At 71.3% G+C, this 18,964-nt stretch carries 18 protein-coding genes; 16 read left to right on the top strand and 2 right to left on the bottom strand.

Going from position 1 to position 18,964, the window contains the following annotated elements; all coding sequences use genetic code 11:
- Nucleotides 1–65: 65 nt before the first annotated feature.
- Nucleotides 66–761 carry a pyridoxamine 5'-phosphate oxidase family protein gene (locus tag LNW73_RS05155; protein WP_250978497.1) on the top strand — a complete coding sequence of 232 codons (696 nt, stop codon included), beginning with the start codon at nt 66–68 and terminating at the stop codon, nt 759–761.
- Between the two features lie 68 nt (nt 762–829).
- On the opposite strand, the gene LNW73_RS05150 is transcribed toward LNW73_RS05155, so the two are convergent.
- On the bottom strand, nt 830–1,624 hold the full coding sequence (locus tag LNW73_RS05150; RefSeq protein ID WP_250989102.1) for an enoyl-CoA hydratase/isomerase family protein: 795 nt from the start codon (nt 1,622–1,624) through the stop codon (nt 830–832).
- A gap of 144 nt (nt 1,625–1,768) precedes the next feature.
- On the opposite strand from LNW73_RS05150, the gene LNW73_RS05145 reads away from it, so the two are divergent.
- Together LNW73_RS05145 and LNW73_RS05140 are read left to right on the top strand one after the other, a co-directional pair.
- Nucleotides 1,769–2,494 carry an HdeD family acid-resistance protein gene (locus LNW73_RS05145; RefSeq protein WP_250989101.1) on the top strand — a complete coding sequence of 242 codons (726 nt, stop codon included), beginning with the start codon at nt 1,769–1,771 and terminating at the stop codon, nt 2,492–2,494.
- 179 nt (nt 2,495–2,673) lie between these two features.
- On the top strand, nt 2,674–3,222 hold the full coding sequence (locus LNW73_RS05140; RefSeq protein WP_374117432.1) for an ATP-binding protein: 549 nt from the start codon (nt 2,674–2,676) through the stop codon (nt 3,220–3,222).
- 124 nt (nt 3,223–3,346) lie between these two features.
- On the opposite strand, the gene idi is transcribed toward LNW73_RS05140, so the two are convergent.
- Nucleotides 3,347–3,955 (bottom strand): isopentenyl-diphosphate Delta-isomerase, encoded by a 609-nt coding sequence (gene idi / locus LNW73_RS05135; RefSeq protein ID WP_250978501.1) that lies wholly within the window; start codon nt 3,953–3,955, stop codon nt 3,347–3,349.
- A gap of 466 nt (nt 3,956–4,421) precedes the next feature.
- On the opposite strand from idi, the gene LNW73_RS05130 reads away from it, so the two are divergent.
- The 13 genes from LNW73_RS05130 to LNW73_RS05070 all read left to right on the top strand — a co-directional run bounded on the left by LNW73_RS05130 (nt 4,422) and on the right by LNW73_RS05070 (nt 18,963).
- A complete protein-coding gene (locus tag LNW73_RS05130; RefSeq protein ID WP_250992809.1) occupies nt 4,422–6,233 on the top strand; it encodes a DUF5941 domain-containing protein in 1,812 nt (603 codons plus the stop codon).
- Nucleotides 6,230–6,979 carry a phosphocholine cytidylyltransferase family protein gene (locus LNW73_RS05125; protein WP_250989100.1) on the top strand — a complete coding sequence of 250 codons (750 nt, stop codon included), beginning with the start codon at nt 6,230–6,232 and terminating at the stop codon, nt 6,977–6,979. The genes LNW73_RS05130 and LNW73_RS05125 overlap by 4 nt, the downstream gene beginning before the upstream one ends.
- Nucleotides 6,967–8,028: an iron-containing alcohol dehydrogenase family protein gene (locus LNW73_RS05120; RefSeq protein WP_250989099.1), complete on the top strand. Its 1,062-nt coding sequence runs from the start codon at nt 6,967–6,969 to the stop codon at nt 8,026–8,028. Before LNW73_RS05125 ends, LNW73_RS05120 begins: the two co-directional genes overlap by 13 nt.
- Nucleotides 8,006–8,785 (top strand): CDP-alcohol phosphatidyltransferase family protein, encoded by a 780-nt coding sequence (locus LNW73_RS05115; protein WP_250989098.1) that lies wholly within the window; start codon nt 8,006–8,008, stop codon nt 8,783–8,785. Before LNW73_RS05120 ends, LNW73_RS05115 begins: the two co-directional genes overlap by 23 nt.
- Nucleotides 8,782–9,675, top strand: coding sequence for a glycosyltransferase family 2 protein (locus LNW73_RS05110; protein WP_250978504.1), 894 nt, complete (start codon nt 8,782–8,784; stop codon nt 9,673–9,675). Before LNW73_RS05115 ends, LNW73_RS05110 begins: the two co-directional genes overlap by 4 nt.
- An 80-nt stretch (nt 9,676–9,755) precedes the next feature.
- A complete protein-coding gene (locus LNW73_RS05105) occupies nt 9,756–10,685 on the top strand; it encodes an ABC transporter permease (protein WP_250978505.1) in 930 nt (309 codons plus the stop codon).
- Nucleotides 10,642–11,454, top strand: a complete 813-nt coding sequence (locus tag LNW73_RS05100; RefSeq protein WP_250978506.1) for an ABC transporter ATP-binding protein — start codon at nt 10,642–10,644, stop codon at nt 11,452–11,454. Before LNW73_RS05105 ends, LNW73_RS05100 begins: the two co-directional genes overlap by 44 nt.
- A gap of 410 nt (nt 11,455–11,864) precedes the next feature.
- Nucleotides 11,865–12,752: a squalene synthase HpnC gene (gene hpnC, locus LNW73_RS05095; protein WP_250989097.1), complete on the top strand. Its 888-nt coding sequence runs from the start codon at nt 11,865–11,867 to the stop codon at nt 12,750–12,752.
- The gene (gene hpnD, locus LNW73_RS05090) at nt 12,749–13,699 is read left to right on the top strand and encodes a presqualene diphosphate synthase HpnD (RefSeq protein WP_374118038.1); all 951 of its coding nucleotides are present in this window, start codon (nt 12,749–12,751) and stop codon (nt 13,697–13,699) included. Before hpnC ends, hpnD begins: the two co-directional genes overlap by 4 nt.
- Nucleotides 13,700–13,789: 90 nt before the next feature.
- Nucleotides 13,790–15,196 (top strand): hydroxysqualene dehydroxylase HpnE, encoded by a 1,407-nt coding sequence (gene hpnE / locus LNW73_RS05085; protein WP_250989095.1) that lies wholly within the window; start codon nt 13,790–13,792, stop codon nt 15,194–15,196.
- Nucleotides 15,193–16,263, top strand: a complete 1,071-nt coding sequence (locus tag LNW73_RS05080) for a polyprenyl synthetase family protein (RefSeq protein ID WP_138358814.1) — start codon at nt 15,193–15,195, stop codon at nt 16,261–16,263. The genes hpnE and LNW73_RS05080 overlap by 4 nt, the downstream gene beginning before the upstream one ends.
- A gap of 97 nt (nt 16,264–16,360) precedes the next feature.
- A complete protein-coding gene (gene shc / locus LNW73_RS05075) occupies nt 16,361–18,373 on the top strand; it encodes a squalene--hopene cyclase (RefSeq protein ID WP_250989094.1) in 2,013 nt (670 codons plus the stop codon).
- Nucleotides 18,370–18,963, top strand: coding sequence for a 5'-methylthioadenosine/S-adenosylhomocysteine nucleosidase family protein (locus LNW73_RS05070; RefSeq protein WP_250978511.1), 594 nt, complete (start codon nt 18,370–18,372; stop codon nt 18,961–18,963). Before shc ends, LNW73_RS05070 begins: the two co-directional genes overlap by 4 nt.
- Nucleotide 18,964: the final 1 nt, after the last annotated feature.

Here is an 18,964-nt window from a genome sequence, read left to right as displayed (position 1 = left end):
AACGGCAGCCAAGTGACGAGATCGATAGTATTGAGGTGTCCGCTGTACGTCCTACGGAGGCCCTGATGTCCACCGACATACCCGCGCGCATGCTCCCGGTCACGGATCGGACCCGTCATCGGCGGCTGCGGGAGCAGGGCAGTGTGTCCCGCGACGACCTGGACGCGGTGCTGGGCGCCGGCTTCGTCTGCCACCTCGCCGTGGTGGTGGACGGCTCGCCACTGGCGGTCCCCACCGTCTACGGATTCGACGCCGCCGCCGACACGCTCTATCTGCACGGCTCGGCCGCCAGCCGCAGCCTGGTGCAGTCGCCCGGGGCGTCCGTCTGCGTCACCGTCACCCACATCGACGGACTGGTGCTGGCCCGGTCCGTCTTCGAGCACAGCGTCAACTACCGCAGTGCGATGGTGCTCGGGGTGCCGCGCGCCGTCACCGATCCCGACGAGAAGCTGCACGGGCTGCGCGTCCTGGCCGAGCAGTCCGCGCCCGGCCGCTGGGACTACGCGCGCGGCCCGTCCCGCAAGGAGCTCGCCGCCACCACGCTGCTCGCGCTCGGGATCGACGAGGCCTCGGTGAAGACCAGCACCGGCCACACCGACGACGCCGACGGCCCCGACGGCGAACTGCCCGTATGGGCCGGGGTGCTGCCGCTGCTCCACACCTGGGGCGAGCCCGAGCCTGACCCGGCCCTGCGAGCCGGCATCCCGCTCCCGCCGCACGTCGCGGAGCGGGCGGGCACGCCGGCTGACCTGCCGGGCTGATCTCCGGGGCCGGCCTCCCGGGTCCGGCCTTCCGGGTCCGGCCTTCAGGACCGACCCTCCGGGCCGGGTCAGCCGGCCGTCGGCGACCAGGCGAACCGGGCCGGCCGGCCCTCCAGGAAGGCGGCGACGCCCTCGGCCGTGTCCTCGCTCGCGCGCGCCTGCCGCTCCCAGTGCTCGATCCGCGCCGGGTCCAGGCCGGGCGCCGCGAACTCCTTCGCCGCGGCCTGGGTGAGCTGCGAGCGCGAGGCCAGGACCGCGGTGAACTCCGCGACCCGCTTGTCGAGTTGCCCGTCGGGGAGCACCTCGTCGACGAGCCCGGTCCGCAGCGCCCGCTCATGGCCGATCAACTCGGCTGAGAACAGCAGGTACTTGGCGGTCGCGGGCCCGACCAGGCCGACCAGTCGCCGGGTGGACGAGGCGGCGTAGACGATGCCGAGCCGGGCCGGGGTGACGCCGAAGCGCGCCCCCTCGGCCGCGAACCGCAGATCGCAGGCGGCGGCGAGCTGGCAGCCGCCGCCCACGCAGAAACCGCGCACGGCCGCGATCGTCGGCTTCGGGAAGGCGGCCAGGGCCTCCTCGGCCCGGACCGCCGCGTCCTGCGTCCGGGCGGAGCCGCTGCCGGCCTCCCGCAGCCCCGAGATGTCCGCGCCCGCGCAGAAGGTGCCGTCCGCCCCGGTGAGCACCAGGACCCGGACGGCCGGATCGGAGGCGAGCCCGTCCAGCAGGCCGGGGAGCGCCTCCCACATCTGCGTGGTCATGGCGTTCCGCTTCGCCGGATTGCTGATCGTCACCGTGGCGGTGCCGTCCGCGATGTCCAGCAGCAGTCCGGGCTGTGGACCGGGCTTCGGGCCGGGCTCGGGCATCCGGGCTCCCCTTCCGTATGTTCCGCATGTCCCGCGCGGCGCGTGTGCTGTGCGCAGGTGGCCGATCATCGGATCCTATCCGCGACCGAATAGGGGTAAAAAGGCTATAGGGGACATCCATTCGATCGAGGCGAGGAGGCAGCCGTGGCCGCACTCAGGAAGCGGGACCCGCGACCGGAAGCCCGGATCAGCCGCAGTTTCGGATGGCTCACCGCACTCGGCGCCGTACTGGTGCTGTGCGGGCTGTTCGGTCTCGCCTACACGGCCTTCGCCACCCTCACCTCGGTGCTGCTCTTCGGCTGGCTGCTGCTGATCGGGGGCTTCGTCGGCCTGCTGCACGCCGTCCAGTCGCGCGACACGAACTTCTTCTGGCTCGCGCTGGTCGTCGCGGCGCTGAACCTGGCGGCCGGCGTCGTCGTCATCCGCAGGCCGGACGGCACCGCCGCGGCACTGACGATGTTCGCCGCCCTGCTCTTCCTGGCCGGCGGGGTGTTCCGGCTGTTCGGCGGACTGGTGGTGCGCGGCCCGCAGACGGTCTCGACCGTGCTGCAGGGCGCGGTCGGCATCCTGCTGGGCGTCCTGGTGCTGGCCAACTGGCCGGAGAGCAGCCGGTACGTCCTCGGCTTCTTCTTCTCCCTCATGCTGCTCTTCGACGGCCTGGGACTGATGGCCGGCGGTATCGGCGGCCGGCGCGTCGTCGGCATGGTCACGGACGCCCGCGCCGAGGCGGCGGCCCAGGGGGAAGCGCGGGGGGAGGGCGTGGTGGGGCCGGGCCCGGAAGCCGCGGCGCCGGCGGGACCGCCGAATGACCCGATGGTGGAACATTCCACGAAGCAGGAACAAGGCGATCGGAATCAATCGCCCGGGTGACAAAGTCTTTCGCCGATGGACATGAAGCGCCGAAAGGTGCGGACTTACGGGCACCCGCCCGGTGAACTGCCCCCACTCCGGAGACTCGATCCGTGAGGCGGATCTCGTCGTCGGCCCGACAGCGGGCAGTGGCGGGAACTGCGGGGACACGTCACACGAAGGCGATGGTGGATGCCGTCATGGAGGTCCGCGGGAGCGTCCCGCCCGATCCGGCGACGGCCGAGGTGCCGGTCGATCCGGATGATCCGGGTGGTCCTGGCGCTTCGGGCGGGCCGGGCGCTCCGTTCGCGGCGCCACCGCCGTACGCCGGGGCGTGGCGCTTCACCGCACCGGCGGTGGACTCCTCGGTACCCCAGGTCCGGCACGGTGTCCGGGATCTCATCACCGACCGGAGGGTGCCCGTCGGCGACGATCTGATGGCCGGCATCCTGCTGATCGTGTCGGAGCTGGTGACCAACGCGGTCCGGCACGCGGCGCTGCTGTCACCGCAGATCACCATCGAGATCGCGGTGGGCCCCGACTGGATCCGGGTCGGCGTCGAGGACAACCACCCGTACCGCCCCAAGGCGCTGGAAGCGGAGTACGGCGACACCGGCGGCCGTGGCCTGCTGCTGGTCAAGGCCATTACGGCGGAAGCCGGCGGGATGTGCGACGTGACGCACACCGACTCCGGCGGCAAGGTGATCTGGGCGCTGCTGCCACTGCCGATCACGAACCTTCAACGCTGACGATCACGAACCTTCAACGCTGACGATCACGAACCTCCAGCGCTGACGATCACGAACCTTCACCGCTGTGGAGCCGGTCCGCCGGTGCCGCTCCGTGGAGCCGCACCGGCGGATCAGCACGTTCCTACCAGCCGGCGTCGCCGGTCAGCTCGCGGATCGCGGGCAGCGACGCGTCCCACACCGTTCCGAACCAGGCGGAGAACGGGCCGCGCTCGCGGATCTCCTCCAGCTCCGGCGGCGTCACGAACGCGGTCTCGCCGATCTCCTCGGGGTCGGGCCGCAGCTGCGCCCGTACGAGGCCGACGAACAGGTGGTTGAACTCCTGCTCGACCAGCCCGGACTCCGGGTCCGGGTGGTTGTAGCGGACGGTGCCGGCCTCACGCAGCAGCGCGGGAGCCGTTCCCAGCTCCTCCGCGGTGCGGCGGGCGGCGGCCACGAACGGCGGCTCCGCCGGGTACGGGTGCCCGCAGCAGGTGTTCGACCAGACGCCGGGGGAGTGGTACTTGCCCATCGCCCGGCGCTGGAGCAGCAGCCGGCCCTCGTCGTCGAAGAGGAAGACGGAGAAGGCCCGGTGCAGCCGGCCGGGGGCCAGGTGCGCGGACAGCTTCTCGGCGGTGCCGATCGTCACACCGGCCTCGTCGACCAGCTCCAGCATGATCGGTTCCGCGACCCCGTTGCTGGAGGGATCCGTCGCGGGGGTGCCGGGCCGGCCGGTGGCGGGACTGGTTGGCATGTCCATCCTTCGCATTCGACGACAAGTCCTCAGTCTGCCTCACGCGCCGCTCACCGAAGTGGTTGCACCGCCTGCTCCATGTCACCCGGACGGGGTCGGTGGAACGCGCGTTCCACGTGTGCCGGCTGCCGGTGCGACGGCGTGACGCACAGTGCGCCGGCCGCTACCGATGACCCCCGTCGTCCGCGATGAGCTGCGGCGATGAAGCGTCCGGGAGCCGCTGCGGCGTCACCCGGACGGCCGAGTGCGGCCACCGCACGGCCGCTGTTTGTTGCTGGGGCCCGGATCGACCATGATGATCACGTGGTTCGCATGGCGGAGAGGGCTCCGGCAAGCGCACGGGCAAGCAAACGGGTGGTGAACGGCCGCTTCCGCGGATCCGATAGCCTCTGCCGACCGCCGTCCACACCGGCCCGCCGACCGCCATCCTCGCCGGCACCCCCACATGTCCAGGGAGTGAGTTCCTCTGCCGATCGCCATCCTCACCGGCCCGCCGGCTCCGGCGTCGCCGCTCGAGGGCGACCTGAGGTCGCTCGGATTCGACGTGATCGAAGCGCCGGAGTCCGGAAGCGGGTCCGAAGCGGCGGCCGGCGGTCTCGCGGCACGTATCGCCGCGGTCCCCGCCACCGACCGGGTGGCCATCGTCGACCGGCGCTTCGTCGGCCACACGCACGCACTGCGACTGGCACTCACGGACCCCCGCTTCGACGCCTCCGCCGTTCCCGGCGCGCTGGCCGTACAGGCCGCGGCGCGTCCCGCGCTGGTCAGGGCGCTCGCCGCCGGACCGGCCGGCGGCCGGCTGCCGGACGACCTCGCCACCGCCATCGAGGCCGAGGGCGTGCCTCCGCACCGTCCTGAGCTCGGTGTCCTGGTCGCCGCCGTACCCGCCTCGGACGCCGACCGTGCCGCAGCCGCCGCGGCCGTGGCCGCGGTCGACGGGGAGCAGGTCCGGCTGCGCAACGCCGTCAAGGCGCGCGACGGGTTCTTCACCACTTACTGCATCAGCCCGTACTCCCGGTACCTCGCGCGCTGGTGCGCCCGCCGCGGGCTGACCCCGAACCAGGTCACCACCGCGTCCCTGCTCGTCGCCCTGATCGCGGCCGGCTGCGCGGCCACCGGCACCCGGCCCGGCTTCGTCGCCGCCGGTGTCCTGCTGATCGCCTCGTTCGTCCTGGACTGCACCGACGGGCAGCTGGCCCGCTACTCGCTGCAGTACTCGACGCTCGGCGCCTGGCTGGACGCCACCTTCGACCGGGCCAAGGAATACGCGTACTACGCCGGCCTCGCGCTCGGCGCGGCCCGCGGCGGTGACGACGTGTGGGCGCTGGCGCTCGGCGCGATGGTGCTGCAGACCTGCCGGCACGTCGTCGACTTCTCGTTCACCGAGGCCAACCACGACGCGACGGCCAACACGAGCCCGACAGCTGCCCTCTCCGACAAGCTCGACAGCGTCGGCTGGACGGTCTGGGTGCGCCGGATGATCGTGCTGCCGATCGGTGAGCGCTGGGCGATGATCGCGGTCCTCACCGCCGTCACCACGCCGCGCACCACCCTGACCGTACTGATCATCGGCTGCGCGCTCGCCGCCTGCTACACCACCGCCGGCCGGGTGCTGCGCTCGCTGACCCGGAAGGCGAACCGCACCGACCGGGCCGCCCAGGCGCTCGCCGAGCTGGCCGACAGCGGTCCGCTCGCCGAAGCCGTCGCCCGCGCCACCGGGCCGCTCGCCCGCCGGCTGCCGTCCTTCACCGCCCCCGCCGTCGCCCTGCTCGGCTCCGCCGCACTGGTGGCCACCGCGGCACTGGCCCCGTGGGGCAGCTGGTGGCCGGTGCTGGCCGCCGGCGTATACGTCCTGACCTCGGGTCTGGCCGTCGCCCGGCCGCTGAAGGGCGCGCTCGACTGGCTGGTCCCGCCGTTCTTCCGGGCGGGCGAATACACCACGATCCTCGCGCTGGCGGCCGTCTCGGACGTGAACGGCGCATTGCCCGCCGCTTTCGGCCTGGTGGCCGCCGTCGCCTACCATCACTACGACACGGTGTACCGCATCCGCGGCGGCACCGGGGCGCCACCGAGGGCCCTGGTACGCGCGACGGGCGGACACGAGGGCAGGGCGCTGGCGGTCACCGCGGCGGCCGCCCTCGCGCACCACACAGGTTTTACCGTCACGCTGACGGTCATCGCCGGGGCGCTGACACTCGTGGTGCTCACCGAGAGCATCCGTTTCTGGGTGTCGTCAGCCGCACCCGCTGTACACGACGAATCAGGAGAACCCGCATGATCGGCCTCGTGCTGGCAGCCGGCGCCGGACGGCGTCTGCGTCCCTACACCGACACCCTGCCCAAGGCTCTGGTGCCGGTGGATCCCGAGGGGGCGGGCACCACCACCGTCCTGGACCTGACCCTGGGCAACTTCGCCGAGGTCGGCCTCACCGACGCGGCGATCGTGATCGGCTACCGCGGCGAAGCCGTCGTCGAGCGCAAGGCCGCCCTGGAGAAGAAGTACGGCGTCAAGCTGCACCTCGTCGACAACGACAAGGCGGAGACCTGGAACAACGCCTACTCGCTGTGGTGCGCCCGGGACATCCTCACGGAGGGTGTGATCCTCGCCAACGGCGACACCGTGCACCCGGTCTCCGTCGAGAAGACCCTGCTGGCCGCCCGCGGCCAGGACCGCCGGATCATCCTCGCCCTCGACACGGTGAAGAAGCTCGCCGACGAGGAGATGAAGGTCATCACCGACCCGGCCGCGGGTGTGCGCCGCATCACCAAGCTGATGGACCCGGCCACCGCGACCGGCGAGTACATCGGCGTCACGCTCATCGAGTCGTCGGCCGCCGCCGATCTGGCCGACGCGCTGAAGACGACCTTCGAGAAGGACCCCGACCTCTACTACGAGGACGGCTACCAGGAGCTCGTGAACCGCGGCTTCACCATCGACACCGCGCCGATCGGCGACGTGGCCTGGGTCGAGATCGACAACCACGACGACCTGAAGAAGGCACGGGGGATCGCGTGCCAGTACTGACCCGGCTGATCCCCTCGCCGGTCGTCGTCGACATCAACGGCGGGGCTCTCGCCGATCTGGCCGGCCTCCTGGCCGACCAGCGGATCTCCAGCTCGGGCAAGCTCGCCATCGCGGTCAGCGGCGGCTCCGGCCTCAAGCTGCGCGACCGGCTGGCTCCCGAGCTGCCCGGCGCCGACTGGTACCCGGTCGACGGCGGCACCATCGACGCCGCCGTCAAGCTCGCCGACGCCATGCGCGGCAAGCGGTACGACGCGGTCGTCGGCCTGGGCGGCGGCAAGATCATCGACGTCGCGAAGTACGCGGCCGCCCGGGTCGGGCTGCCGATGGTCGCCGTCGCGACCAACCTCTCGCACGACGGCATCTGCTCGCCGGTCTCCACGCTGGACAACGACAACGGGCGCGGCTCCTACGGGGTGCCCACCCCGATAGCGCTGGTGATCGACCTGGACGTGATCCGCGAGGCCCCGGTGCGCTACGTGCGCTCCGGGATCGGCGACGCGGTGTCGAACCTCTCCGCCATCGCGGACTGGGAACTGTCGCACCGTGAGACCGGTGAGCCGATAGACGGTCTGGCCGCCGCCATGGCCCGCTCCGCCGGCGAGTCCGTACTGCGGCACCCGGGCGGGGTGGGCGACGACGCGTTCCTCACCACGCTCGCCGAGGGCCTGGTGCTCTCCGGCATCGCCATGTCGATCAGCGGGGACACCCGCCCGTCGTCCGGCGCCTGCCACGAGATCAGCCACGCCTTCGACCTGCTGTACCCCAAGCGCGCCGCCGCGCACGGCGAGCAGGTCGGCCTGGGCGCCGCCTTCGCCATGTACCTGCGCGGGGCACACGAGGAGTCCGGCCTGATCGCCGAGGTGCTGCGACGCCACGGCCTGCCGGTCACACCCGGCGAGATCGGCTTCTCCGACGAGGAGTTCGTCAAGGCGGTCGAGTACGCACCGCAGACCCGCCCCGGGCGCTACACGATCCTGGAACACCTCGACCTGTCCGCAGACCAGATCAAGGACGCATACGCCGACTATGCCAAAACCATCAGTAGCTGAACTCCGCCCGGTCGTTCATCCCCCAGGGGTGAAGGACCGGCGGAGCGGCGAGCACTGGGCCGGCCGGCTCTACATGCGCGAGCTCTCGCTGCGCATCGACCGGCACCTGGTGAACACGCGGGTCACGCCCAACCAGGTGACCTACGTGATGACCGTCGCCGCCGTCCTCGCCGCCCCGGCTCTGCTGGTGCCGGGGATCGCCGGTGCCGTGCTCGGCGTGGTGATGGTCCAGCTGTATCTGCTGCTCGACTGTGTCGACGGCGAGCTCGCCCGCTGGAAGAAGCAGTACTCCCTGGGCGGGGTGTACCTGGACCGCGTCGCCGCCTATCTGTGCGACGCCGCGGTGCTGGTCGGGTTCGGTCTGCGCGGCGCCGACCTGTGGGGCTCCGGGCGGATCGACTGGCTGTGGGCCTTCCTCGGCACGCTGGCCGCCCTCGGCGCCGTGCTGATCAAGGCGGAGACCGACCTCGTCGGTGTCGCCCGCCACCAGCACGGGCTGCCGCCGGTCAAGGAGGCGGCGTCCGAGCCGCGTTCGTCCGGTATGGCGCTGGCCCGCAAGGCCGCCGCGGCGCTGAAGTTCCACCGGCTCGTCCTCGGCATCGAGGCGTCCCTGCTGATCCTGGTCCTGGCGATCCTGGACCAGGTCAGGGGCGATCTGTTCTTCTCGCGCCTCGGCATCGCCGTGCTGGCCGGCATCGCGCTGCTGCAGTCGCTCCTGCACCTGGTCAGCATCCTCGCGTCGAGCAGGCTGAAGTGAGTACGCCGCTGAAGCTCGGCGCGGTGATCATCACCATGGGCAACCGTCCCGTGGAGCTGCGCGACCTGCTGGACTCCGTCGCCAAGCAGGACGGCCCGCCGATCGAGGTCGCCCTGGTCGGCAACGGGTCCCCGCTGCCCGAGCTGGCAGGGTCCGCGCCGCGGCTGCGCACCGTCGAGCTGCCCGAGAACCTGGGCATTCCCGGCGGCCGCAACGTCGGCGTCGAGCTCTTCGGCCCGAACGGCTCCGACGTCGACGTGGTGCTGTTCCTCGACGACGACGGGCTGCTGCCCGGCACCGACACCGGGGAGCTGCTCCGCCAGGCCTTCGCGGCCGACCCGGAGCTCGGCATCGTCAGCTTCCGGATCGCGGACCCGGAGACCGGCACCACCCAGCGCCGCCACGTGCCGCGGCTGCGGGCGTCCGACCCCATGCACTCCTCGCGGGTGACCACCTTCCTGGGCGGCGCCAGCGCGGTCCGTACGAAGGTGCTGGCGCAGGTCGGCGGGCTGCCGGACGAGTTCTTCTACGCGCACGAGGAGACGGACCTGGCCTGGCGGGCGCTGGACGCCGGCTGGATGATCGACTACCGGTCGGACATGGTCCTGCACCACCCGCTCACCGAGCCCAGCCGGCACGCGGTCTACCACCGGATGGTGGCCCGCAACCGGGTGTGGCTGGCGCGCCGGAACCTGCCCTGGCCCCTGGTGCCCGCCTACCTCGGCACCTGGATCCTGCTGACCCTGGCCAGACGCCCCTCCGGTCCCGCCCTGCGGGCCTGGATCGGTGGATTCCGGGAAGGCTGGTCGACACCGTGCGGCCCCCGGCGTCCCATGAAGTGGCGCACGGTATGGCGGCTGACCCGACTGGGCCGACCCCCGATCATCTGACAAGCTCGAACCTGAGAGCATCGGTCGCAGTCCGGGACCCCCTACCCCGGACGCGCACCTTGAGGACGAAAGTGTCTACTGTGAGCGGAACAGCGCACGACGGCGCCGTCGCCGTGAGTGTCCCATCGGACTCCCCGGCCGACGGCGGGCTGTCGGCTTCCGAGCTGGCGGCGAAGTACGGGCTGTCGGTCAGTGGTGCCCGGCCGGGCCTGGCCGAGTACACCCGGCAGTTGTGGGGCCGGCGGCACTTCATCAACGAATTCGCGAAGGCGCGGACGCAGGCGCAGTACACCGATGCCCGGCTGGGTCAGCTGTGGCAGGTGATGACGCCGTTGCTGAACGCGGCGGTGTACTACCTGATCTTCGGGCTGTTGCTGGGTACCGACCGCGGTGTGGACAACTTCATCGCGTTCCTGGTGACCGGCATCTTCATCTTCACCTTCACCCAGTCGTCGATCATGAGCGGTGTGAAGGCGGTCGCGGGGAACCTGGGGCTGATCCGGGCGCTGCACTTCCCCCGGGCGTCGATGCCGCTGGCGTTCACGCTGATGCAGCTGCAGCAGCTGCTGATGTCGATGCTGGTGCTGTTCTCGATCGTGCTGATGACCGGTGAGGTGCCGACCTGGTCGTGGTTCCTGGCGATTCCGGCGTTGTTCATCCAGTCGGTGTTCAACGCCGGTGTGGCGCTGGCGGTGGCCCGGCTGGGCAGCAAGATGACGGACCTGGCGCAGCTGATGCCGTTCATCCTGCGGACGTGGATGTACACCTCCGGCGTGATGTACAGCATCGCCAATTTCACGAAGGACGCACCGTATTTCGTGAAGCTCCTGCTCGACATCAACCCGGTGGCCGTCTACATCGACTTGATGCGCTTCGCGTTGATCGACAGCGTGACGGCCGAGCAGATGCCGCCGCACGTGTGGGCGGTCGCGGTGGGCTGGGCGATCTTCGCGGGCGTCGGCGGGTATGTGTATTTCTGGAAGGCTGAGGAGAAGTACGGCCGTGGCTGAGCAGACCGAAACCCGTGTCCCCACCGTGATCGTGGACGATGTGCACATCGTCTACCGGGTGCACGGCGCGGGAAACAGCAAGGGCAGCGCGACGGCTGCCCTGGGACGCATAATCTCGCGCAAGTCGTCGCCCAACGTCCGGCTGGTCCATGCCGTGCGCGGGGTGAGTTTCACTACGTACCGGGGTGAGGCGGTCGGCCTGATCGGGTCGAACGGGTCGGGCAAGTCGACGATGCTGCGGGCCATCGCGGGTCTGCTGCCGCCGGAGAGCGGCCGGGTCTACACCGACGGCCAGCCCTCGCTGCTGGGCGTCAACGCGGCGCTGATGAACGACCTGACCGGCGAGCGGAACGTCATTCTCGGCGGTCTGGCGATGGGCATGTCGCAGGAGGAGATCCGCGAGCGGTACCAGGGAATCGTGGAGTTCTCCGGGATCAACGAGAAGGGCGACTTCATCTCGTTGCCGATGCGGACGTATTCCTCGGGCATGGCGGCCCGGCTGCGGTTCTCGATCGCGGCGGCCAAGAACCACGATGTGCTGATGATCGACGAGGCGCTGGCCACCGGCGACCGTTCTTTCCAGCGCCGCTCGGAGGAACGTATTCGCGAGCTGCGCAAGGAAGCCGGCACGGTCTTCCTGGTCAGCCACAACAACAAGTCGATCCGCGACACCTGTGACCGGGTGCTGTGGCTGGAGAAGGGCGAGCTCCTCATGGACGGCCCGACGGACGACGTGCTGAAGGCCTACGAAGAGGCCAGCAACAAGTAGCCGGCGGGCGGCCCGGACCAGCGGTCCGCGCCGCCGCACGGACGATCGGGCCCCCGCCGGGCAGAACCGGCGGGGGCCCGTCCGTTTCGCGCGTGATCCGCCGCCGGGGCCAAGGCACACCCCTGGAACGCCCCGTGCGCCCCTCTCCGGGGACGCCAACCGGCGCTGCCGGGAGCCCGATTGCCGGCGGACGGGGGGAATCCGAACGGAATCCCGCCTGTCGCTCGCGCCCCCGGCGTACGCCGGTGACCTGCCCGACGTAAGCTGTAGCGGTGCTCCGGGGTGGGCGCGGCGTGTCCGAAATGGGAAGATTCTTCCCAGCGGTGTAGAACGGGGAGTGTGGCGGCCATGAAGATCGGGACCATCCAGCTCCACAGCGCGCCGGCCGCGCGTGGGACGGGAAGCCCGCGGTGACCGCCGACGCGCAGTCGCGCGCCGTCCTCGACAAGGCCGCCCGCGAGAACTTCCCGGTCGCTCCGTTCTTCGTGCCGAAGGCGTGGCGCGGCGATCTGATGGCCGTCTACGGCTTCGCCCGGCTCGTCGACGACATCGGCGACGGCGATCTGGCCAACGGCGGCCGCGACGACGCCGCCCGGCTCGGCCTTCCGCAGGACGCCGCCGAGGACCGGATCGTCATGCTCGACGCGTTCGAGGACGATCTGCGGAAGGTGTTCGACGGAACCCCCCGCCATCCGCTGCTGCTGGCGCTGCAGCCCACCGTCCGCCGGCACGGGCTGACCCCCGGCCCCTTCGAGGGTCTGATCGAGGCCAACCGCCAGGACCAGCGGGTCCGGCGCTACGACACGTACGAGGACCTGCTCGCCTACTGCGAGCTGTCCGCCAACCCGGTGGGCCGGCTCGTTCTGGGGATCACGGGCACCTCGACACCCGAGCGGAACCGGCTCTCCGACGCCGTCTGCACCGCGCTGCAGATCGTCGAGCACTTGCAGGACGTGACCGAGGACCTCGGCCGCGACCGTATCTACCTGCCGGCACAGGACATGAAACGCTTCGGAGTCACCGAAGCGGACCTCGCCGCCCCCACCGCTGGCGCACAGGTGCGCGCACTGGTGGCATTCGAAGCGGAACGCGCCCGGGACCTTCTGAATGAAGGCACCCCATTGGTGGGTAGCGTCCGTGGCAGGCTCAGGCTTCTGCTCGCCGGCTTCGTCGGCGGCGGGCGTGCCGCGCTGAAGGCGGTCGAGAGTGCGGGCTACGACGTGCTCCCGGGACCGCCGAAAGCCACCAGACCAAGCCTGCTGCGCGAAGTGGGGTCGACATTGCGAAGAAAGGGGTGAGGCGGACCGTGAACGGTTCTGCCCACACGTCCGGGCCGGTTCTCGCCGCCTACCGTTACTGCGAGAGCGTGACCGGGCACGAGGCCCGCAACTTCGCCTACGGCATCCGCCTGCTGCCCCTCCCCAAGCGGCAGGCCATGTCGGCCCTCTATGCCTTCTCCCGCCGCGTCGACGACATCGGCGACGGCGACCTCGACCCCGCGGTCAAGCAGATCCGGCTCGACGAGACCCGGGCCCTGCTGGCCCGGATCCGCGCGGGTGAGATCCGCGAGGACGACACCGACCCGGTCGCGGTGGCGCTCACCGACGCGTCACGCCGTTTTCCGCTGCCGCTCGGCGGACTCGACGAACTGATCGACGGCGTCCTGATGGACGTGCACGGCGAGACGTACGAGACCTGGGACGACCTCGCGGCGTACTGCCGCTGCGTCGCGGGCGCCATCGGACGGCTCTCGCTGGGCGTCTTCGGCACCGTCGGTCCCGGCCGACGGGGCACCGGCGACATGGAGCGCGCCGCCGGGTACGCCGACACCCTCGGCCTCGCCCTGCAACTCACCAACATCCTGCGGGACGTCCGGGAGGACGCCGGCAACGGCCGGACCTATCTGCCCGCCCAGGACCTCGCCAAGTTCGGCTGCTCGGAGGGGTTCCACACCGACACCCCGCCGCCCGGCTCGGACTTCGCCGGCCTGATCGAGTACGAAGTACGCCGGGCCCGCGCCCTGTTCGCGACCGGCTACCAATTGCTACCTATGCTCGACCGCCGCAGTGGCGCCTGTGTGGCCGCGATGGCGGGTATCTACCGCAGACTGCTGGACCGGATCGCCGCGGATCCCGAGGCGGTGCTGCGCGGCCGGGTTTCGCTTCCGGGTCACCAGAAGGCGTACGTAGCCGTACGTGGTCTGGCCGGTCTTGACGCCCGCCGCTCGGCACGGGGGCGCGGGTGACGTTCCTAGCAACCAGTCAGGTCCCCAGCGCGTCAGTGCCGGTGACGGAGCGTCGCGTCGCGTCGGGCGCCGGCGAAAGGGGGAGTGCGGATGAGCGGATCCGAGGTGTTCGGACGTCCTCCGGAGACGGCCGCGGTGGTCGTGGGCGGCGGGCTGGCCGGCACCACGGCGGCGCTGGAGCTGGCCGACGCCGGGCTCCGGGTGACGCTGATCGAATCACGTCCCCGGCTGGGCGGACTGGCGTTCTCGTTCAAGCGCGGTGAGCTGACCGTGGACAACGGGCAGCATGTCTTCCTGCGCTGCTGCACCGCCTACCAGTGGTTCGTCGACCGGATCGCGGCCCGTGACCTGGTCACCCTCCAGGACCGGCTCGACGTGCCCGTCCTGGACGCGGCGACCATGCGGCTGGGCCGGCTGCGCCGCGCCGCGCTGCCCGTGCCGCTGCACCTGGCGGCGAGCCTCGCCACGTATCCGCACCTGTCGCTCCGGGAGCGGGCCACGGTCGGCCGCGCCGCGCTGGCGCTGCGCGCCCTGGACCTGGCGGACCCGGCACTGGACGACACCGACTTCGCGAGCTGGCTGCGGGACCGGGGCCAGTCCCCGCGCACCATCGAGGCGCTGTGGGACCTGGTGGGCGTCGCGACGCTCAACGCCACCGCGGCGAACGCCTCGCTGGGGCTGGCCGCCATGGTCTTCAAGACCGGGCTGCTGTCCGAGGCCGGCGCCGCCGACATCGGCTGGGCGGCGGCGCCGCTCGGCGAGCTGCACGACGACCGGGCCCGCAAGGCCCTGGACGCGGCGGGCGTCCGGATCATGCTGCGGTCCCGGGTGACCGGCATCAAGCCGGCCGCCGGGGGCGGCTGGCTGGTCGACGCCGAGACCGGGCCGGGGCGCGGCGAGCAGCTCGACGCCGGCACCGTCGTCATGGCCCTGCCGCAGCGCGAGACCCACGGGCTGCTGCCCGAGGGCGCGCTGGACGACCCGGACGCGCTGCTGGGGATCGGCACCGCGCCGATCCTGAACGTGCACGTCGTCTACGACCGCCAGGTGCTGCGCCAGCCGTTCTTCGCCGCGCTCGGCAGCCCCGTCCAGTGGGTCTTCGACCGGACCGGGAGCTCGGGGATGACCGGTCCCGGCCAGTACCTGGCCGTCTCGCAGTCCGCCGTCGAGGACGAGATCGATCTGCCGGTCGCGGAACTGCGCGAGCGCTATCTGCCGGAGCTGGAACGCCTGCTGCCCGCGGCCAGGGGAGCCGGTGTGACGGACTTCTTCGTCACCCGGGAGCGCACGGCGACCTTCGCCCCGGCTCCCGGTGTCGGCCGGCTGCGGCCGGGAGCGGCCACCCGCGCCCCCGGTCTGTACCTGGCCGGCGCGTGGACCGACACCGGCTGGCCCGCGACCATGGAGAGCGCCGTGCGCAGCGGACTGCACGCCTCCCGAGAAGCTTTGACCGCACTAGGCCTTCCGTTCGAGAACGATGTTGTGAGGGCCGTATGAGCACAGCCAGTGCAACCAGAGGAGTAAACGTGACCGCTGCCGGCGTCCTTGAGCTGCTGGAGCGCGGCCGCACCCTGTCCACACCGGTGCTCCGCTCGGCCGTGGAACGGCTCGCGCCACCGATGGACACCGTCGCCGCCTACCACTTCGGGTGGATCGACGCGGCCGGCCGGCCGGCCGACGGCGACGGCGGCAAGGCCGTGCGCCCCGCGCTGGCCCTGCTGTCCGCCGAGGCGGCGGGAGTGCCGCCCGAGGTCGGCATCCCCGGTGCGGTCGCCGTCGAGCTGGTGCACAACTTCTCACTGCTGCACGACGACCTGATGGACGGCGACGAGCAGCGCCGGCACCGCGACACCGTATGGAAGGTGCACGGTCCCGCCCAGGCGATCCTGGTCGGTGACGCACTGTTCGCGCTCGCCAACGAGGTGCTGCTGGAGCAGTGCACCGTGGACGCGGGCCGCGCCACCCGCCGGCTCACCGTCGCGACCCGCAAGCTGATCGACGGCCAGGCCCAGGACATCTCCTTCGAGCACCGCGAGCGGGTCACCGTCGAGGAGTGCCTGGAGATGGAGGGCAACAAGACCGGTGCCCTGCTGGCCTGCGCCTCCTCCATCGGCGCGGTGCTCGGCGGCGCGTCGGACTCCGACGCCGACGCGCTGGAGGAGTACGGCTACCACCTCGGGCTGGCCTTCCAGGCGATCGACGATCTGCTCGGCATCTGGGGCGACCCGGCCGCGACCGGCAAGCAGACCTGGAGCGATCTGCGGCAGCGCAAGAAGTCACTGCCCGTGGTCGCCGCGCTGGCGGCCGGCGGCAGCGCCTCGGAACAACTCGGGGAACTGCTGGCGGCAGATGCCAAGAATCCTGAAACAGGTGCGTTCAGTGAGGAAGAGTTCGCCCTGCGGGCGGCGTTGATCGAAGAGGCGGGAGGCCGGGAGTGGACATCCCAGGAAGCCCGCCGGCAATACGCCACTGCAATCGCCGCGCTGGATAAAATGGACATGCCGGACGAAATTCAACGTAAGCTCGTAGGCCTGGCGGATTTTGTGGTGGTTCGCGAGAAATAAAGATCTAACGTGGAGCGCAGCACGTCGCCGACCAAGCACGTGTAACGGTCGACGGCAGCCCCAACACCGCAGAAGTCTCAACTGCAAAGGGGAAGCCATGACAGCGACGACCGACGGCGGTCCGGGGGCCCCAGCCCCCCAGGCACCTTCGGCCAGCACCACCTCGGCACCGCACCCCGTACACGTCGGTGGTGCCGAGGCGGCGGCGCAGCGTGCCGCGCAACGCGCCGCCGCCCATCTCCTGGCGGCCCAGCATCCCGACGGGTGGTGGAAGGGCGACCTCGAGACCAACGTGACCATGGACTCCGAGGATCTGCTGCTCCGTCAGTTCCTCGGCATCCAGGACGAGCGGACCACCCAGGCCGCCGCCCGCTGGATCCGCTCGCTGCAGCGCGACGACGGGTCCTGGCCCACCTTCCACAGCGGGCCGGGGGACCTGTCCGCGACGATCGAGGCGTATGTCGCGCTGCGGCTGGCGGGCGACACGCCGGAGGCGCCGCACATGGCGAGCGCCTCGGCGTGGGTGCGCGAGGCCGGCGGTGTCGTCGGGGCCCGGGTCTTCACCAGGATCTGGCTGGCCCTGTTCGGCTGGTGGCGGTGGGAGGACCTCCCCGAGCTGCCGCCGGAGATCATCTACCTCCCCAAGTGGTTCCCGCTCAACATCTACGCCTTCGGCTGCTGGGCCCGGCAGACCATCGTCCCGCTCACCGTCGTCGCCGCCCACCGGCCGGTCCGGCCGGCGCACTTCGGGATCAGCGAACTGCACAAGGACCCGGCGCAGCCCAATCCGCCGCGCCCGCCCGCACCGCTCGCCAGTTGGGACGGGCTCTTCCAGCGGCTGGACCGGGCCCTGCACCTGTACCGCAGGGTCGGCGTCCGACCGCTGCGCCGTACCGCGCTCAAGGCCTGCGCGCGCTGGATCATCGATCGCCAGGAGGACGACGGCTGCTGGGGCGGGATCCAGCCGCCCGCCGTGTACTCGGTCATCGCCCTGCATCTGCTCGGCTATGAACTCGACCATCCGGTCGTGCGTGCCGGGCTCGACTCGCTGGATCGTTTCGCCGTGTGGCCGGACGAGGACACCCGGATGATCGAGGCCTGTCAGTCCCCGGTCTGGGACACCTGCCTCGCCACCATCGCGCTGGCCGACGCCGGGGTGGCGACCGACCACCCGGCGCTGGTCAAGGCGGTCGACTGGATGCTCGACGAGCAGATCACCAAGCCGGGCGACTGGTCGGTCCAGCGGCCGGGGCTGCAGCCGGGCGGCTGGGCGTTCGAGTTCCACAACGACAACTACCCGGACATCGACGACACCGCCGAGGTCGTGCTGGCCCTGCTGCGGGTCCAGCACCCCGATCCGGGACGGGTCGACGCCGCCGTGGAGAAGGCCGTCCGCTGGAACATCGGCATGCAGTCGAAGAACGGCGCGTGGGGTGCCTTCGACGCCGACAACACCAGCGCGTTCCCCAACCGGCTGCCGTTCTGCGACTTCGGTGAGGTCATCGACCCGCCGTCCGCCGATGTCACCGCGCACGTGGTGGAGATGCTCGCCTCGCTCGGCCTGGAGGACGACACCCACACCCGGCGCGGCATCGACTGGCTGCTGGCCGAACAGGAGGACAACGGGGCCTGGTTCGGCCGCTGGGGCGTCAACTACATCTACGGCACCGGCTCGGCGGTGCCCGCGCTGGTGGCCGCCGGTCTCCCGGTGACCCACCCCGCCGTCCGACGGGCCGTCAGCTGGCTGCAGAGCGTGCAGAACCAGGACGGCGGCTGGGGCGAGGACCTGCGCTCCTACTCCGACCAGGAGTGGATCGGCCGCGGTGTCTCGACCGCCTCGCAGACCGCCTGGGCGCTGCTCGCCCTGCTGTCGGCGGGCGAGCGCGACAGCGCGGCGGTGGAGCGCGGGGTGCGCTGGCTCGTCGACACCCAGAAGGCCGACGGCTCCTGGGACGAGCCGTACTTCACCGGGACCGGGTTCCCCCGGGACTTCTCGATCAACTACCACCTGTACCGGATGGTCTTCCCGCTCACGGCGCTCGGGCGCTACGCCCGCGATGAACCGCTGGGAGTCATCGGCAACGTGACGAAGGGGAAGGCGGCCGGATGACGGCTCTGCTGGTCGTCTGCGCCCTCGGCGTCGAACGGTTCGCCCTGCGGGGCGGGGACCGGACCGGCGCCGCGGGGCCCGTCGCCCTGCTGCGCACCGGCATGGGACCGCAGGCCGCCGGCCGGGCCGTCACCGAAGCGCTGCGCGCCCCGGAACTGCGGGACGCGGCGGTGCTCGCCACCGGATTCTGCGCCGGGCTCAGCCCCGGCATGCGCCCCGGCGACCTGGTGGTCTCGGACGAGACCCACGGGGCCGGACAACTGGCCGCCGCACTCGAAGCGGCGGGGCACACCGTTCACACCGGACGCCTGGCCGGGTCCGACCATGTCGTACGGGGCGCGGAACGCTCCGTTCTGCGGTCGACAGGAGCGATCGCGGTCGATATGGAATCCACCGCAATACTCCATGCCGCCCTGGCGCACGGACCACGGCCTGTCGCCGCCGTCCGCGTTGTTGTCGACACTCCCGAGCATGAATTGCTCCGTGTCGGCACGCTGCGCACCGGAATTACCGCATTCCGCGTGCTAAGGGCTATTCTTCCTGCCTTTTTCGAATGGCACCGTACTACCGCTGTGCTCTCCTGGAGGTGAG

The sequence above is a fragment of the Streptomyces sp. RKAG337 genome (genome assembly GCF_023701715.1).
In the GTDB taxonomy this organism is placed as follows: domain Bacteria; phylum Actinomycetota; class Actinomycetes; order Streptomycetales; family Streptomycetaceae; genus Actinacidiphila.
This window is presented reverse-complemented; position numbering and strand designations above follow the sequence as displayed.

Bases quoted from the DNA above. Each gene is read 5' to 3' on its own strand.
- LNW73_RS05155 (WP_250978497.1), top strand. From the start codon at position 66: ATGTCCACCGACATACCCGCGCGCATGCTCCCGGTCACGGATCGGACC.
- LNW73_RS05150 (WP_250989102.1), bottom strand. From the start codon at position 1,624: ATGCCCGAGCCCGGCCCGAAGCCCGGTCCACAGCCCGGACTGCTGCTG.
- LNW73_RS05140 (WP_374117432.1), top strand. From the start codon at position 2,674: ATGGAGGTCCGCGGGAGCGTCCCGCCCGATCCGGCGACGGCCGAGGTG.
- idi (WP_250978501.1), bottom strand. From the start codon at position 3,955: ATGCCAACCAGTCCCGCCACCGGCCGGCCCGGCACCCCCGCGACGGAT.
- LNW73_RS05125 (WP_250989100.1), top strand. From the start codon at position 6,230: ATGATCGGCCTCGTGCTGGCAGCCGGCGCCGGACGGCGTCTGCGTCCC.
- LNW73_RS05115 (WP_250989098.1), top strand. From the start codon at position 8,006: ATGCCAAAACCATCAGTAGCTGAACTCCGCCCGGTCGTTCATCCCCCA.
- LNW73_RS05100 (WP_250978506.1), top strand. From the start codon at position 10,642: ATGTGTATTTCTGGAAGGCTGAGGAGAAGTACGGCCGTGGCTGAGCAG.
- hpnE (WP_250989095.1), top strand. From the start codon at position 13,790: ATGAGCGGATCCGAGGTGTTCGGACGTCCTCCGGAGACGGCCGCGGTG.
- LNW73_RS05080 (WP_138358814.1), top strand. From the start codon at position 15,193: ATGAGCACAGCCAGTGCAACCAGAGGAGTAAACGTGACCGCTGCCGGC.
- shc (WP_250989094.1), top strand. From the start codon at position 16,361: ATGACAGCGACGACCGACGGCGGTCCGGGGGCCCCAGCCCCCCAGGCA.
- LNW73_RS05070 (WP_250978511.1), top strand. From the start codon at position 18,370: ATGACGGCTCTGCTGGTCGTCTGCGCCCTCGGCGTCGAACGGTTCGCC.